The organism is Massilia sp. Root335 (assembly GCF_001425685.1).
Taxonomy (GTDB): Bacteria; Pseudomonadota; Gammaproteobacteria; order Burkholderiales; family Burkholderiaceae_D; genus Telluria; species Telluria luteola.
Map to the genome: position 1 here is coordinate 155,287 of NZ_LMCY01000043.1, position 13,751 is coordinate 169,037.

Annotated in this window: 9 protein-coding genes; 4 read left to right on the forward strand and 5 right to left on the reverse strand. The window is 69.8% G+C overall.

What is annotated here, in order from left to right; genetic code table 11:
• Nucleotides 1-36: 36 nt before the first annotated feature.
• Nucleotides 37-2,529, forward strand: a complete 2,493-nt coding sequence (locus tag ASC93_RS21990; RefSeq protein WP_056447471.1) for an ATP-binding protein — start codon at nt 37-39, stop codon at nt 2,527-2,529.
• A gap of 144 nt (nt 2,530-2,673) precedes the next feature.
• Here ASC93_RS21990 and ASC93_RS21995 read toward each other — a convergent pair whose 3' ends face one another.
• The 3 genes from ASC93_RS21995 to ASC93_RS22005 form a co-directional block, all read right to left on the reverse strand.
• Nucleotides 2,674-3,624: an MBL fold metallo-hydrolase gene (locus tag ASC93_RS21995; protein WP_056447474.1), complete on the reverse strand. Its 951-nt coding sequence runs from the start codon at nt 3,622-3,624 to the stop codon at nt 2,674-2,676.
• Nucleotides 3,625-3,729: 105 nt separating this feature from the next.
• A complete protein-coding gene (locus tag ASC93_RS22000; protein WP_056447477.1) occupies nt 3,730-5,514 on the reverse strand; it encodes a chloride channel protein in 1,785 nt (594 codons plus the stop codon).
• A 4-nt stretch (nt 5,515-5,518) separates the two neighbouring features.
• On the reverse strand, nt 5,519-5,863 hold the full coding sequence (locus ASC93_RS22005; RefSeq protein WP_082548264.1) for a MarR family winged helix-turn-helix transcriptional regulator: 345 nt from the start codon (nt 5,861-5,863) through the stop codon (nt 5,519-5,521).
• 174 nt (nt 5,864-6,037) lie between these two features.
• Between ASC93_RS22005 and ASC93_RS22010 the strand changes: the two genes are divergently transcribed.
• Nucleotides 6,038-7,225 carry an HPP family protein gene (locus ASC93_RS22010; RefSeq protein WP_056447644.1) on the forward strand — a complete coding sequence of 396 codons (1,188 nt, stop codon included), beginning with the start codon at nt 6,038-6,040 and terminating at the stop codon, nt 7,223-7,225.
• Nucleotides 7,226-7,430: 205 nt separating this feature from the next.
• Here the strand turns inward: ASC93_RS22010 and ASC93_RS22015 are convergent, their stop codons facing one another.
• Nucleotides 7,431-8,120, reverse strand: a complete 690-nt coding sequence (locus ASC93_RS22015; protein WP_056447481.1) for a UPF0149 family protein — start codon at nt 8,118-8,120, stop codon at nt 7,431-7,433.
• Between the two features lie 99 nt (nt 8,121-8,219).
• On the opposite strand from ASC93_RS22015, the gene ASC93_RS22020 reads away from it, so the two are divergent.
• Complete coding sequence (locus ASC93_RS22020; RefSeq protein ID WP_056447483.1) at nt 8,220-9,221, forward strand: serine/threonine protein kinase; 1,002 nt, start codon at nt 8,220-8,222, stop codon at nt 9,219-9,221.
• A gap of 113 nt (nt 9,222-9,334) precedes the next feature.
• A complete protein-coding gene (locus ASC93_RS22025) occupies nt 9,335-12,040 on the forward strand; it encodes a hypothetical protein (protein WP_200958385.1) in 2,706 nt (901 codons plus the stop codon).
• 147 nt (nt 12,041-12,187) lie between these two features.
• Here the strand turns inward: ASC93_RS22025 and ASC93_RS22030 are convergent, their stop codons facing one another.
• Nucleotides 12,188-13,690, reverse strand: coding sequence for a tryptophan halogenase family protein (locus ASC93_RS22030; protein ID WP_056447485.1), 1,503 nt, complete (start codon nt 13,688-13,690; stop codon nt 12,188-12,190).
• Nucleotides 13,691-13,751: the final 61 nt, after the last annotated feature.

Consider the following 13,751-nt stretch of genomic DNA (forward strand, 5'->3'; position numbering starts at 1 on the left):
GCATGGGCCCCGCCGCAAGGTATGCGAGAATTGTCCATGGCTGACATTCTGCGTACCACCGCCGGCCTCGGCGGAGAGAGCGAAGTCCGGCGTCTCCTGCGGGAGCACGACTGGACCACGTCGCCGCTCGGCCCGCCGGAAGGCTGGCCGCCCGAACTGGCCACCGCCGTGTCGATGGCCGTCAGCTCTGCGTTCCCGATGTTCATCGCGTGGGGACCCGACCTGCGCTTCCTGTACAACGACGCCTACGTCCCCATCCTCGGCGACAAGCACCCGGCCGCGTTCGACGCGCCGTTCCAGCAGGCGTGGTCCGAGATCTGGCCCGACCTCGTGCCGATCGTCGACCGCGCGCTGTCCAATAAATCCGCCTACTTCGAAGACCTGCCGCTCACGATGGAGCGCAAGGGGTTTCGCGAGCAGACCTGGTTCACGTTTTCGTACTCGCCGCTGCACGACGGCAACGGCCGCGTGGCCGGCCTGTATTGCACCGTCATCGAGACGACCGGCCGCGTGCAGGCCGAGCGCCGCGCCGCGTTCGAACTGGCGGTGGCGGACGCGCTGCGTCCGCTGGCCAGTGCCGACGACGCCATCCGCACGGGCTGCACCCTGCTGGGCCTGGAGCTGGGCATGGCGCGCGTGCTGTACGGCGAGGTCGACGACAACCTGGACACCCTGTCCGTGGCGCGCGACTGGCACCGTCCCGGCCTCGCGGCCGTGGCCGGCCACACGTTCGCCATCGACGCGTTCGGCCCCGAACTCGGGCGCGCCGGACGCACCGGCGAGACCGTGCTGCTGACCGACGTCCGCACCGACCTGCGCGCGGCCACGCGCCAGGGCACGTATCTCGCGCTGGACATCCACGCCTGCCTGGCCGTGCCGCTGCGCAGGGACGGGCGCCTGCAGGCCTTCCTCGTGCTCGGCCTGGACCGGCCGCATGCCTGGACCGACGCCGAGGTGGCGCTGGCGCGCGGCACGGCCGAGCGCATCCGGGCGGCCGTCGACCTGGCGCGCGCGCAGACGACGCTGCGCGAAGAGCGCGACCGCAGCCGCACGATCCTCGACACCATCGCGGAAGGCTTCCTGCTGCTCGACCGCAGCTGGACCGTCCTGCAGATGAATCCGGCCGGCCTGCGCATCGCCCGCATGGACGCCGGCGACATCATCGGGCGCAACCATTGGGACGTCTGGCCGGAAGCGATCGACAGCGAGGCCGGGCGCATGTACCGCCGCGTGATGCGCGACCGCGTGGCCGGCACGGCGGAGTACCGCCAGCGCACGGCGGACGGCGTCGAGATCTGGTGCGAGGTGCGCGCCTATCCGACGGCCGACGGCGGGCTCGTCTCGTTCTTCCGCGACGTCACCGAGCGCAAGGCGGCCGAGGACAAGCTGCGCGCGGCCGACAGCCGCAAGGACGAGTTCCTCGCGATGCTGGCGCACGAACTGCGCAATCCGCTGGCGCCGATCAGCGCCGCCGCCGACCTGCTGCGCATCGGCCGGCTGGACGAGAACCGGGTGCGCCAGAGCAGCGCCATCATCGGCCGCCAGGTGCGCCACATGACGAGCCTCGTGGACGACCTGCTCGACGTCTCGCGCGTCACGCGCGGGCTCGTGACGCTGGCGCGCGCGCCGGTTGCCGCCCGCACCATCGTCGACGAGGCAATCGAGCAGGTGCGTCCCATGTTCGAGACGCGCCGCCAGCACCTCGCCGTCGACATCGCCGATCCGGATGCCATGGTGCTGGGCGACAAGGCGCGCCTCGTGCAGGTGCTGGCCAACCTGCTCAACAACGCGGCCAAGTACACGCCGGAAGGCCGGCGCATCGAGGTGACGGCGGTCGTCGCCCGCGCCCGCGGCCGGCTGCTGCTGACGGTGCGCGACGAGGGCATCGGCATGGAGCCGGAACTGACGGGGCATGTGTTCGACCTGTTCACGCAGGCGCAGCGTTCGGTCGATCGCGCCCAGGGCGGCCTGGGCCTCGGCCTGGCCCTCGTCAAGAATCTCGTCGAGCTGCACGGCGGCACCGTCGCGTGCACGAGTGCCGGCCTGGGGCAGGGCAGTACCTTCGAGGTGGCGCTGCCGTTGATGGAATCGGCCACGCGCGCCGCGCCGGCCGCCGCCGCGCCCGGTGCGCAGGCGGGGACGGCGGACGCGCGGCGTCCGCTGCGCCTGCTCGTCGTCGACGACAACGTCGACGCCGCGGCCACGCTGGGCATGCTGCTGGAAGCGTGCGGCTACCTGGTCGACGTCGAACACGAGTCGCACCGCGCGCTCGAGCGGGCGCGCCAGCAACGGCCGGACGTGGCGCTGCTCGACATCGGCCTGCCGGACATGGATGGCAACGAACTCGCGCGCCGCCTGCGCGCCGACGCCCAGACGGGCGCCATCGTGCTGGTGGCCGTCACGGGCTACGGCCAGGAACAGGACCGCCGCGCGGCGTTCGAGGCCGGCTTCGACCATCACCTCGTGAAGCCCGTCGACATGGACGAGCTGGCGGCGCTGCTGGCGGGGATCGAGGCGGAGCGAGAGTAGCCGCCGGCTCCGCGCAGGTCGCCGTCGCCCCGCGCCTTGGCCGTCGCCCCCGCGCAGGCGGGGGCCCAAGTTCGTGGCGACGCGCACAATCTTGGGTTCCCGCCTCCGCGGGAACGACGATCGGTTTTTTAACGCATCCGGGTGTTAACGCATCTGGGTATAGTTGACGGGAATCCAGCGATACCCCTTACCCTGCGTGGCCAGGTGCCCGAGCCCCGGGAACTGCAGGTGCGCCCCGCCGATCAGCCAGCCGTTCTTCGCGGCCTCGTCGAACACTTTCTTGCGCGACGCATAGGCGGCCTTCTCGTCGCTGTCGAACGCGATGGTCACCTGCGGATTGTCGAACTGGACGGCCGCCAGGTGGATCAGGTCGCCGATCAGCACGAGCTTCTGGCCGTGGCTTTCCACCGCGTAGGCCGTGTGGCCCGGGGTGTGGCCGTGCTCGGCCATGGCGGACACGCCCGGGACCAGTTCGCCGTCCGCCTCGATGGCCTTGAACTTGCCGGCCTTGATGTACGGGTTGATCGACGCCATCGCGCCCTTGAAGAAGTCTTTCTTGTCGGCCGGGGCCTTGTTCATGTTGGCTTCGCTCAGCCAGTAGTCGGCGTCGGGCTTGCCTGCGCGCACGGTCGCGTTCGGGAACACGCGCTGGCCGTTGCTGACGAGGCCGCCGACGTGGTCGCCGTGCATGTGGGTGATGTAGATCTCGTCGATCTGCTCCGGCTTGTAGCCGGCCGCCTTGAGGTTGTTGACGAACTTGCCGACGGTCGGGCCGAACAGGGTGCCGGCGCCCGTGTCGACGAGCACCAGCTTGCTGCCGGTGTTGATCAGGAAGGCGTTGTCGGAGGTTTCCACCGGCAACTTGAGGAAGTTCTTCGCCAGCACGGCGCGCGTCACCTCGGGCTTCTCGCGCATGTACTGGTCCAGCGGCAGGTCGAAGGTGCCGTCGCTGATCGGGGTGATTTCGATGTCGCCCACCATCACGCGGTAGAAACCGGGGGCCGGGGTCTTGACCATCGGTGCGGCGGCCTGGGCGGTAAAGGCGGCCGCGGCGAGGGCGGCGGCGAGCAGGGTGTGCTTGAGCGGCTTGATCATGTTCTTATCCTCGATAAACGCGCGAACGCGGGTTGCTTATCGTACATGATTGTTCAGTAACTCGCTCGGCCCTGCCTGCCCTCCGCGCTCCCGGTTTGCCTTTGCTCAGTCCGCTGTTTCGTTCTGCGCGCCGCCGCGGCGCGTCAGCGGCAGCGTGCGCAGGACGCTGCGGTTGTGCTCTTCCTCGTGCAGCGTGGCCGTCGCCTTGATCAGGTCGCTGCGGCTGACGACGCCCAGCAGTTGCGCGTGGCTGGCCTGCGCCACGACCGGCAGGCGCTCGATGCCGTGCACGGCGAGGCGGGTGGCGACGGCGCGGCACGTCTCGCCGGGCAGCGCGACGAGCGGCGGATTGACGCCGAACAGGTCGCCGACGAGCATCGACGGCGCGTGGTCGTTCAGCGTGTCGCGTTCGACCATGCCGACGACGAGGCCGCCGCGGGTGACCGGATAGCCGCGGTGCTTCTGGGCCGGGCCGAAATGCGTGGCCAGCACGTCGCCGATGGTGGCATTGGCGTCGATGTGGTGGACTTCCGTGCTCATCACCTCGGCCACGCTGTGGCGTTCGAGCGGGTCGATGCCGTATTCGCGGTAGATGTGGTGGCCGCGGCGGGCGATCTTTTCGGTCAGGATCGAGCGGCCCATCGTCAGCACCGTGAAGCCGTAGGCGACGGCGGACGCGGCCAGCAGCGGCAGCACGGCGTTGGCGTCGTGCGTGAGTTCGAACGCGAACACGACGGCCATCACGGGCGCGCGCATCATGCCGCCCAGGGTCGCGGCCATGAACACGAGCGGCCACAGCGCGGGATCGGCGCCCGGCAGGTAGGGGCCGAGCACGGCGCCGAGGCCGGCGCCCAGCATCAGCAGCGGGGCCAGCACGCCGCCGGACGTGCCGGAGCCGAGCGCGATCAGCCAGATGACGAGTTTCACGGCCAGCAGGCCGACGATGACGCTCGCTGCCAGGTGATTGTGCAGCAGGTCGCCGATGACGTCATAGCCGACGCCCAGCGCGCGCGGCTGGAAGTAGCCGCCGATGCCGACGACGAGGCCGCCCAGCGCCGGCCACCACATCCAGTGGATCGGGAGGCGGTGGAAGCCGTCCTCGACGCGGTACAGCGCCGTCGACATCAGCCAGGCCAGCGCGCCGCACGCGAGGCCGGCCACCAGGCAGGAGCCGAGGGCGACGGGACTCACGGCCGCCGTCTGCAGCGGGAACAGCGCGCCGGCGCCGATCACGAGCGGACGCAGGAAGCCGGCCACGGCGCACGCCGTCGCCACCGGCAGCAGGCTGCGCGGACGCAGTTCGAACAGCAGCAGTTCGACGGCCATCAGCACCGCCGCCACCGGCGTGCCGAACACGGCCGTCATGCCGGCCACGGCGCCCGCCACGAGCAGCGATTTGCGCTCGCCGCCCGTCAGGTGGAAGTGTTGGGCGATCAGCGAGCCGATCGCGCCGCCCGTCATGATGATCGGGCCCTCGGCGCCGAACGGGCCGCCGCTGCCGATCGCGATGCCGGACGACAGCGGCTTCAGCACGGCGACCTTGGGCGACATGGCGCTGCGCTTGAACAGGATCGCCTCGATCGCTTCGGGAATGCCGTGGCCGCGGATCGCCTCGCTGCCGTAGCGGGCGATCAGGCCGATGATGAGGCCGCCGATCACGGGAACGGCGATCACCCACAGGCCCAGCGTGTTGTTGGCCGGCGACATGTCGTCAAACGAGAACTTACCGTAGAAGAACAGGTCGGTGAAAAAGCGGATCAGTCCCAGCAGGACGTGCGCCGCGCCCGTGCTGAGTGCGCCGATGAGGGCGGCGAGGACGGTCATGCGCAACAGGTTGGCATCGCCTGAAAAATCGCGCCGCGGGGGGGAAGGATGCGTGGCAGGTTTCATATTGTTATACAAGATTAGGAACGGTAAAGACGCCTTGCAGGGCGCGCAGTTCGGCGCGGTGGACGGCGGCGAGCTGCGTCAACAGTGCTTCGCCTTTCGGCAACAGGTGCACTTCGACGCGGCGCCGGTCCGCGGCGTTCGTGCGGCGCTCGACGAGCGCGCCCGCTTCACAGCGCGTCACCAGGGCGACCACGCCGTGCTGCTTGGCCTGCAGGCGCTCGGCCAGCTCGCCGACGGTGGCCCATTCGCGTCCTGAAAACCCCTTGATGTGCAGGAGGAGCAGGTATTGCAGCGGCGTGATGCCGGCCGCCTGCACGGCATTTTCGGAGAAGCGCTCGTAGCGCCGCATCTGGTGGCGGAATTCCGACAATGCGGCGAAATCCGTCTTGGACAGCGGGGGTAACTCGTCTTTCACAGGGGATATGCGATTGGGGCGTTGGCTTTGGGAATCAAATAATATATCATAACGTGATACTTTTTGGCAGCGCCGTGCGCTGCGTTTTTTTTGTAAACGACGGGAATGATGCTGGATAAGAGTCTGGAATGGATGCGGTCGTTCGTACCGCAACCGAATACGGTGCCGCGCGGCGAACGCATGCGCGCGGTGGCAGGGGCCCTCGTGGGGCTGTTCGTGACGGCGATCCTCAGCGACATGCTGACGGCGCACTCCGGCATCGGGCCGCTGGCCCTGGTCGCGCCGATGGGGGCGTCGGCCGTGCTGTTGTTTTGCGTGCCGGCCAGTCCGCTGGCCCAGCCGTGGTCGGTGATCGGCGGGAATACGATTTCCGCGCTGGTCGGCATCATCTGCGCCAGGGCCGTCGCCAATCCGGCGCTGGCGGCGCCGCTGGCCGGCGCCTGCGCGATCTTCGTGATGTTCGTGCTGCGCTGCCTGCACCCGCCCAGCGGCGCCGTGGCGCTGACGGCCGTCCTCGGCGGACCGGCCATCCATGCCGCCGGCTTCCAGTTCGCGTTCCTGCCCGTGTGCCTGAACTCGACCTTGATCGTGCTGGCCGCGCTCGTCTTCAACAACCTGACCGGACGGCGCTATCCGCACAACCAGAAGTCCATGCTGCGCACCGCGCAACAGGCGGCGCACGCGACGCGCGACCAGGCACCGATGGCGCGCCTGGGCTTCACGGCCGAGGACCTGGACGCCGTGCTGGCGCGCTACGGCCAGGTGCTGGACGTCAGCCGCGACGACCTGGAAGAGATCCTGCTGCAAACGGAACAACGCGCCTACGCGCGCCGCTTCGGCACCGTGAATTGCGGCGCGATCATGTCGAAGGACGTGGTGACGGCCACGCCGGCCATGCCGCTCGACGAAGCGTGGCGCCTGCTGCGCCATCACAACCTGCACGCGCTGCCGGTGCTGGACGAAGCGCGCCGCGTGGCCGGCATCATCGGCCAGAGCGATTTCCTGCATCACGCCGGCCTGGACGATTACCAGACCCTGGGCGAGCGCCTGCGCGGCCTGTTCGCCCACGTGCTGGGCGTGCGGCCGGAACGGGCGGCGACGGTGGGTGAATTGATGTCGACGAAGGTCGCCGTGGTCGAGGCGGCCGAACCGATCGCCACGCTCGTGCCGCTGATGAGCAACGTGGGCTTCCACCACATCCCCGTGGTGGACGAGCGCGCCGTGTTCCTGGGCGTGATCAGCCAGTCGGACCTGCTGGCCGCGCTGTTCGAAAGCCGTCTGGCCGAAGCGGCCTGACAGCCGAACCGGGGTCAGAGCCCGATTTTGGGAAATTGCACGGCCAAGCGAAATACCCGGCGGGATTTCAGGAGTTGTTCATAAGCCATTAACCCAAACCGGGCTCTGACCCCGAATTGTCGCAAACCGGGCTCTGACCCCGAATTGTCGAGTTGTTGGAGTATGCAACTGGGCCATTGCCAAAATCAGGGCTCTGACCCCGGTTTCAGGCCTCGTTGGCGCCGCAGCACTTCTTGTATTTCTTGCCGCTGCCGCAAGGGCAGTCGTCGTTGCGGCCGACCTTGGGCTCGTCGCGGCGCACCGTGTCGACGGCGGCCTTGCGGCGCGGCAGCCAGAAGCGGTGGATGCCCGGCAGGTTGGCTTCGATGTCCAGCGCCAGCTTGTGCGCCTTCTTCGGGTCTTCGACTTCCGCCAGTTCGCTTTCCTCGATCTCGTCCGCGCCCAGCAGGTAGATCGGGCGCATCAGTGGGGCCGCTTCCGAGTCCCAGATCTCGTTCCACGAGCCGGGCCGCAGTTCCATGCCTTCCCAGAAACCCCAGCACCAGGCCTCGGCGTCGATCAGCGTCTCGCCGCCGATGTCGTGCTCGACGTACAGCGGCTCGAATTCCTTGGGCGCGACCTCGAACGTGACGAGCACTTCGTTCATGAAGCGCATGATCAGGTTGACGATGCGCTCTTCTTCCTTCGGATTCTTCCACTTGACGACGGCGTCTTCCTCGCCCCACACGCGCGGCAGCCATTCGGCCGGCATGATGGTTTCCGGGCCGATCGCGATGGCGGTCAGGTAGCCGTGCAGCGTGTCCATCGTCATCGCGTCGTCGGGACAGCGGTCGGACAGGAGGAAGTTGTCGAGATCGTCGAATTCTTTTTCGGAGAGGGGCTGGTCGAGTTGCATTGTTGCGTTTTCCTTGCGTTGAAGCCGCCAGTGTAACGCCTCTCGCCCCGCGGCCGGCGAAAAAAAGCGCGTGCCGGCCGGCCGCCTTACAATGGCGGGATGGATAATCAGTCTGACAACCCCCGCAGTCATCCGTTTTCCCGGCTCGATCCGCTGATGGTGCTGGACGCCGTCGACAGCGTCGGCCTGCGCGGCGACGGCCGCCTGCTCGCGCTGAACAGCTACGAGAACCGCGTGTACCGCGTCGGCCGCGAAGAGGGCCCGCCCGTCGTCGTCAAGTTCTACCGGCCCGGCCGCTGGAGCGATGCCGCCATCCTCGAGGAACATGCGTTCGTGCAGGAACTGGCGGACCAGGAAGTGCCGGTCGTGCCGGCGGACGTCCTCGACGGGCGCACCCTGCACGAGCACGGCGGCTTCCGCTTTGCCGTCTTCCCCAGCCGCGGCGGCCGCGCGCCGGAATTGTCCGATCCGGCGACGCTGGAATGGATCGGCCGCTTCATCGGCCGCATCCACGCGCTCGGCGCGGCGCGGCCGTTCGCGGAGCGCCCGCGGCTGGACCTCGACACGTTCGGCCGCGAACCGCGCGCCTGGCTCATCGGCCACGGCTTCATTCCGCCCGAGCTGCTGACTGCGTACACGAGCGTGCTCGACCAGGCGCTGGACGGCGTCGCGCGCTGCTACGACCGGGCCGGCGCGCTCCCGCTGCTGCGCCTGCACGGCGACTGCCACGCGGGCAACGTGCTGTGGACGGACGACGGTCCGCACTTCGTCGACTTCGACGACAGCCGCATGGGACCCGCCGTGCAGGACCTGTGGATGCTGCTGTCGGGCGAGCGCCAGGAGATGGTGCACCAGCTGGCCGACGTGCTGGCCGGCTACGAGGATTTCTGCGAATTCGACCCGCGCCAGCTGTACCTCGTGGAAGCGCTGCGCACGCTGCGGCTGATCCATTACTCGGCATGGCTGGCGATGCGCTGGGACGATCCGGCCTTCCCGGCGGCCTTTCCCTGGTTTAATACCCAGCGCTACTGGCAAGACCGCATCCTCGAGCTGCGCGAGCAGGTGGCGCTGATGGACGAGCCGCCCTTGTGGCCCGTCTAAAGCCGGAATTGCGGACGTTTTACGATTCAGCTCGGCGTGACACGATACGCAGCCATGCCGCATAATCGAAGCGCGGGCTCGTCCGGGCCCGCATGCCATCCAGCGAGCCATTCATGACCGACCGCGCCCACCCGACCGATCCATCCGCCAAGCACGACGACGCCGATTTCACGATCGACCTGATGCCCGCCGCCCAGGATCACGCGGCGCCGCAGGTCGAGCCGCAGCGCGAGCACCTGGAGCAGCGCGCGATCAAGGAAGGCATCGCGCGCGTCGAGGCGGAGGCGAAGGCGGCGGTGGCGGCCGAGAACCGTGCCCACGCCGAGGCGCGGGCGCGCAGCCTGGCCGAGGAGCGGGCCGCCATCGACGCCGAAGCGGCCGCCGCCGCGCTCGCGAACGCGCAGGCGTCGGAAGAAGCGATCGAAGCGAACCGCGACCGCATCGAAACCCTGCGCGCCGCCGCCAAGGCCGCCGCCGAGCGCCTCGAAGCGGTCCGCCAGGAGACGGCCGGGCTGCGCGCCCGCGTCGAATCCGACACCCAGATCCGCCTCGCGTCCGAAGCGCGCGTGCGCGCCGAGGAAGACGCCCGCAAGCGCGCGGCGGAGCAGGCGCGCATCGACGCCGAGATCGCCGCCCGCGCCCAGCGCGACGCCGACGACCTGGCCATCCAGTCCGAGCAGGCGCGCCTGCAGGCGGCCGAGCGCGTGGCCGCCGTGCACGCGGCGCGCGAGGAGGTGCACCACAGCGCCAGCGCCGACGCCCGCGTGGCGATCCTCGCGCGCGAACGCGAACGGGCCGAGCGTGCCGCGCGCCAGACGGCCGAGAAGCTGGCGCAGGCGGAAAGCGAGGCGCTGGAACTGGCGCAGCAGCGCGAACGGGCGGACCAGGTCGCGCTGGCGTCCGCGTTCGCGCGCGCGTCCGCGGAAGCGCGCGCGCTCGAGGAAGCGCGGGCCCTCGCGCACATCGAGCAGGAACGCGAAGCCATCGCGCTGGCCCAGGTGGAATCGGAGCGCACGGCCGCGCAATCGCTGCGCATGCGCCTGCAGACGGAAAAGGAATTGCGCGACGCGGCCATCCACCGCGAGCGAATGGAGCAGATGTCGCTCGATGCCGCCGCCGCGCGGCGCGAAGCGGAAACCCGCATCCTGGCCGCGACGGAAGCCCGCATCGAGGCCGACCGCAAGCTGCGCGACGTGGCGATGGCGCGCGCGGCGGCGGAAGAGGCCGAAGCGGAGCAGAGCCGCGCCCGCCTGGACGCGGAGCGCGAGGCGGCCGAACAGGCGAGCCTGCGCGCGGAGGCCGACCGCATGGCGCAGGAAGCGGCGCAGCGCGATGCCGAGGCCCAGCAGCGCGAGCGCCAACTGGCCGAGGAACGCGCGGCCCTGAGCGCGACCGCCGCCGCCGCGCGCGCCGCGCAGAACGCGGCACGCGAGGCCGAACTGGCCGCGCAGGCCGCACAGGCCGGACACGAGCAGGAAGCCGCGCGCCTGGCCGAACAGCGCGCCGCCCAAGCGCAGGAACTGGCGCAGGCCGAACAGGCGCGGGTGCAGGTCGAGCAGGATGCGCTGGCGCGCCAGCAGGCACGCATCGAGGCCGAGCGTGCCCTGGCCGCCGCCGCCGAGGCGCGCGCCGCCGCCGAACGGGATCAGGCCGCGCAACTGGCCGAACGGCTCGAAGCGCAGGAGCGCGAGCTCGCCGCGCTGCAGGCCGAAACGGCGGCGCGCCTCGCGGCCGCGGAGGAGCAGCATGCCGCGCGCCTGCAGGCCCAGCGCGACGTGCTCGCCGCCCAGCACGCCGACATCGAAGCACGCCGCGCCGCCTTCGAGCGGGAGCATGCCGCGCTACTGCAGGCCCACCGCGACGCGCTGGCCGAACAGCAGGCCGGATTCGACGCGCGCCGCACCGCCGCCGAACAGGAACACGCGGCGCTGCTGCAGGCCCACCGCGAAGCACTCGCCCAGCAGGAAGCCGAATTCGACGCGCGCCGCGCCGCCGCCGAACAGGAACACGCGGCGCTGCTGGCCGCGCAGGCGGAGCACGAACAGCGTGCCGCCGCCGAGCGCCAGGCTGCCATCGATGCGCAGCGCGCCATCGCCGAACACGCGGCGCGCCAGGCCGGACACGAACAGGCGATCGCCGACGCCCAGCGCGTCCAGGCGGCGCGCGCGGCGGAACTGGCCCAGGCCCAGGCCGACCGCGCCGCCCACGAACGGCGCCAGCAGCAACTGACGGACGAATTGCTGGCGGCCGAACGCGCCGCCGCGGACGCCGCGCACGACGCCTTGCTGCTGCTGGAGCAGAAGCTGTCGTCGCAACAGCAGCAGACGGCCGCCGACGTGCGCGCCAACGAAGCGGCTGCGGCGCGCATGGCGTCCGAACGGGCCGCGGTTGCCGCCGCCGAGGCCCGCGCCGCCGCCGAAGCGGAACGTGCGCAGCTGGCCCGCATGCGCGAAGCGGCCGAGCAGGCCGCGTCCCAGGCCGCGCTCGACAAGCGCGACGCCCAGCGCGCGCTGCTGGCCAACGCCCAGCTGGCGGCCGAGATGCAGCGCAAGACGGCGCTCGCCACGCAGGAAATGCTGGACGCGAAGAAGCGTCTGGTGGAACTGGAATCCGCGCGCCAGGAAGACCAGGTGGCGGAACTGGCCGCGCTGCGCGAACAGATCGAGGCGCGCCAGGCCGAGGCCAAGCAGCGCGCCGAATCGGAAGACATGGCGCGCGAAGTGCTGGGCCGGTTCGCGCAGCAGCCGTCGAAGGTGCAGGCCGCGATGCGGCTGGCGGACGCGGTGGCCAGGCAGCGGGCCGACCGCGATCACGAGTAAATAACCGCTACTTCGACACGTCGCCCGAAGCAACACGCCGCCCCCGACGCAACACGTCGCCCCCGCGCAGGCGGGGGCCCAAGTTCTCGGCTCAGCCCAAAATTGGGCCCCTGCCTGCGCAGGGGCGACGGTTCATGCGGCACCGGTTTACGCCTTCGCGTTCTTCTCCAGATACGCCCCATGCCCCGGCATCTTCGCGACGGTCTGCGCGATGAGGTCGCGCATGCCGGCGAAGTGGCCATGCAGCTGGCGCATGTCGACGTCGTCCACGAACGGATCGTAGCGCGCCGGCACGACGCCCAGACCCATCAGCATCGAGACGAACGAGGGGGCGCCGAAGCTGTCGCGGTCGAGGATCGTGACGCGGCCCGTCTCGCGGAACAGTTCGATCTGGTGCGCGAGCGAATCGGGAATGGTCATGTTTGCGCAGTAGCGCCAGAATTCGGTATCGTCACGCCTCGTCAGCTTGTAGTGCATGATGATGAAGTCGCGGATCGACTCGTAGCGGCTGCCGATCAGGCGGTTGAATTCGGCCGCCAGCTCGGGACGGAAATCGCGGTCCGGCCACAGTTCGATCAGGGTGCCGACGGCCGTTTCGATCAGGCTGATGCTGGTCGATTCCAGCGGTTCGACGAAGCCGGCCGACAGCCCGATCGCCACGACGTTCTTGACCCACGATTTCTTGCGCTTGCCGGTGGTGAAGCGCAGCTGGCGCGGCTCGTCCAGCGCCGCGCCGTCGAGGCCATCGAGCAGGTCCTGGCGCGCCTTCTCGTCGGTCGTGAACGCGTTGCTGTACACGTGGCCGTTGCCGGTGCGGTGCTGCAGCGGGATGCGCCAGATCCAGCCCGCGCCCTTGGCCGTCGAGCGGGTGTAGGGCGTGAGCGGTTCCACGCGCGCGCACGGGACGGCGAGGGCGCTGTTGCAGGGCAGGTGCTCGCTCCAGTCCTCGTAACCGGCTTTCAATGTGCCTTCGATCAGCAGGCCGCGGAAGCCCGAGCAGTCGATGAACAGGTCACCGTCGATGGCGCGGCCGTCGGCCAGGCGCACGGCCGTGACGAAACCCGTCTCCGGATGCTGGTCGACGCCGGTGATCGTGCCTTCGACGCGCGTGGCGCCGCGCGCCGTCGCGTAGTCGCGCAGGTAGTTGGCGTACAGGCTCGCGTCGAACTGGAAGCCGAACGAAAAGGCGTCCGTGACGCCCGGCTGCGTGTCCGCCGGCATCGCGAATTTGTTCTCGCGCGCCATGACCGAGGCCATCGACCAGTTTTCCATGGCGGGCATGTGGTCGAAGGTGCGCGCGAGGCGCAGCCAGTGGTGGTGCGGCGCGACCCCGTTGAGGGGCGGACCGAAGTCGCCGAAACCGTGGAAGAAGCGGTTGCCGACGTGCCCCCAGTCCTTGAACTCGATGCCGAGCTTGAAGGTGGCCTGGGTCTTCTTGATGAAATCGGCGTGGTCCAGCTGGAGGGCGGCGTTGTAGAAGCGGATCGTCGGCAGCGTCGCTTCGCCGACGCCGATCGTGCCGATGTCCGGCGATTCCACCAGCACGATCTCGCAGCGCTTGCCGAGCCGCTGGGCCAGCGGGGCCGCGGTCATCCAGCCGGCGGTGCCACCGCCCACGATGACGACTTTGCGGATGGGGTGTTGTTGCATAGTCTGTCTCCTGTCTTATTTACAGGAGTGTAGGACACGGCGGACGGAGCGGCAACAGAAA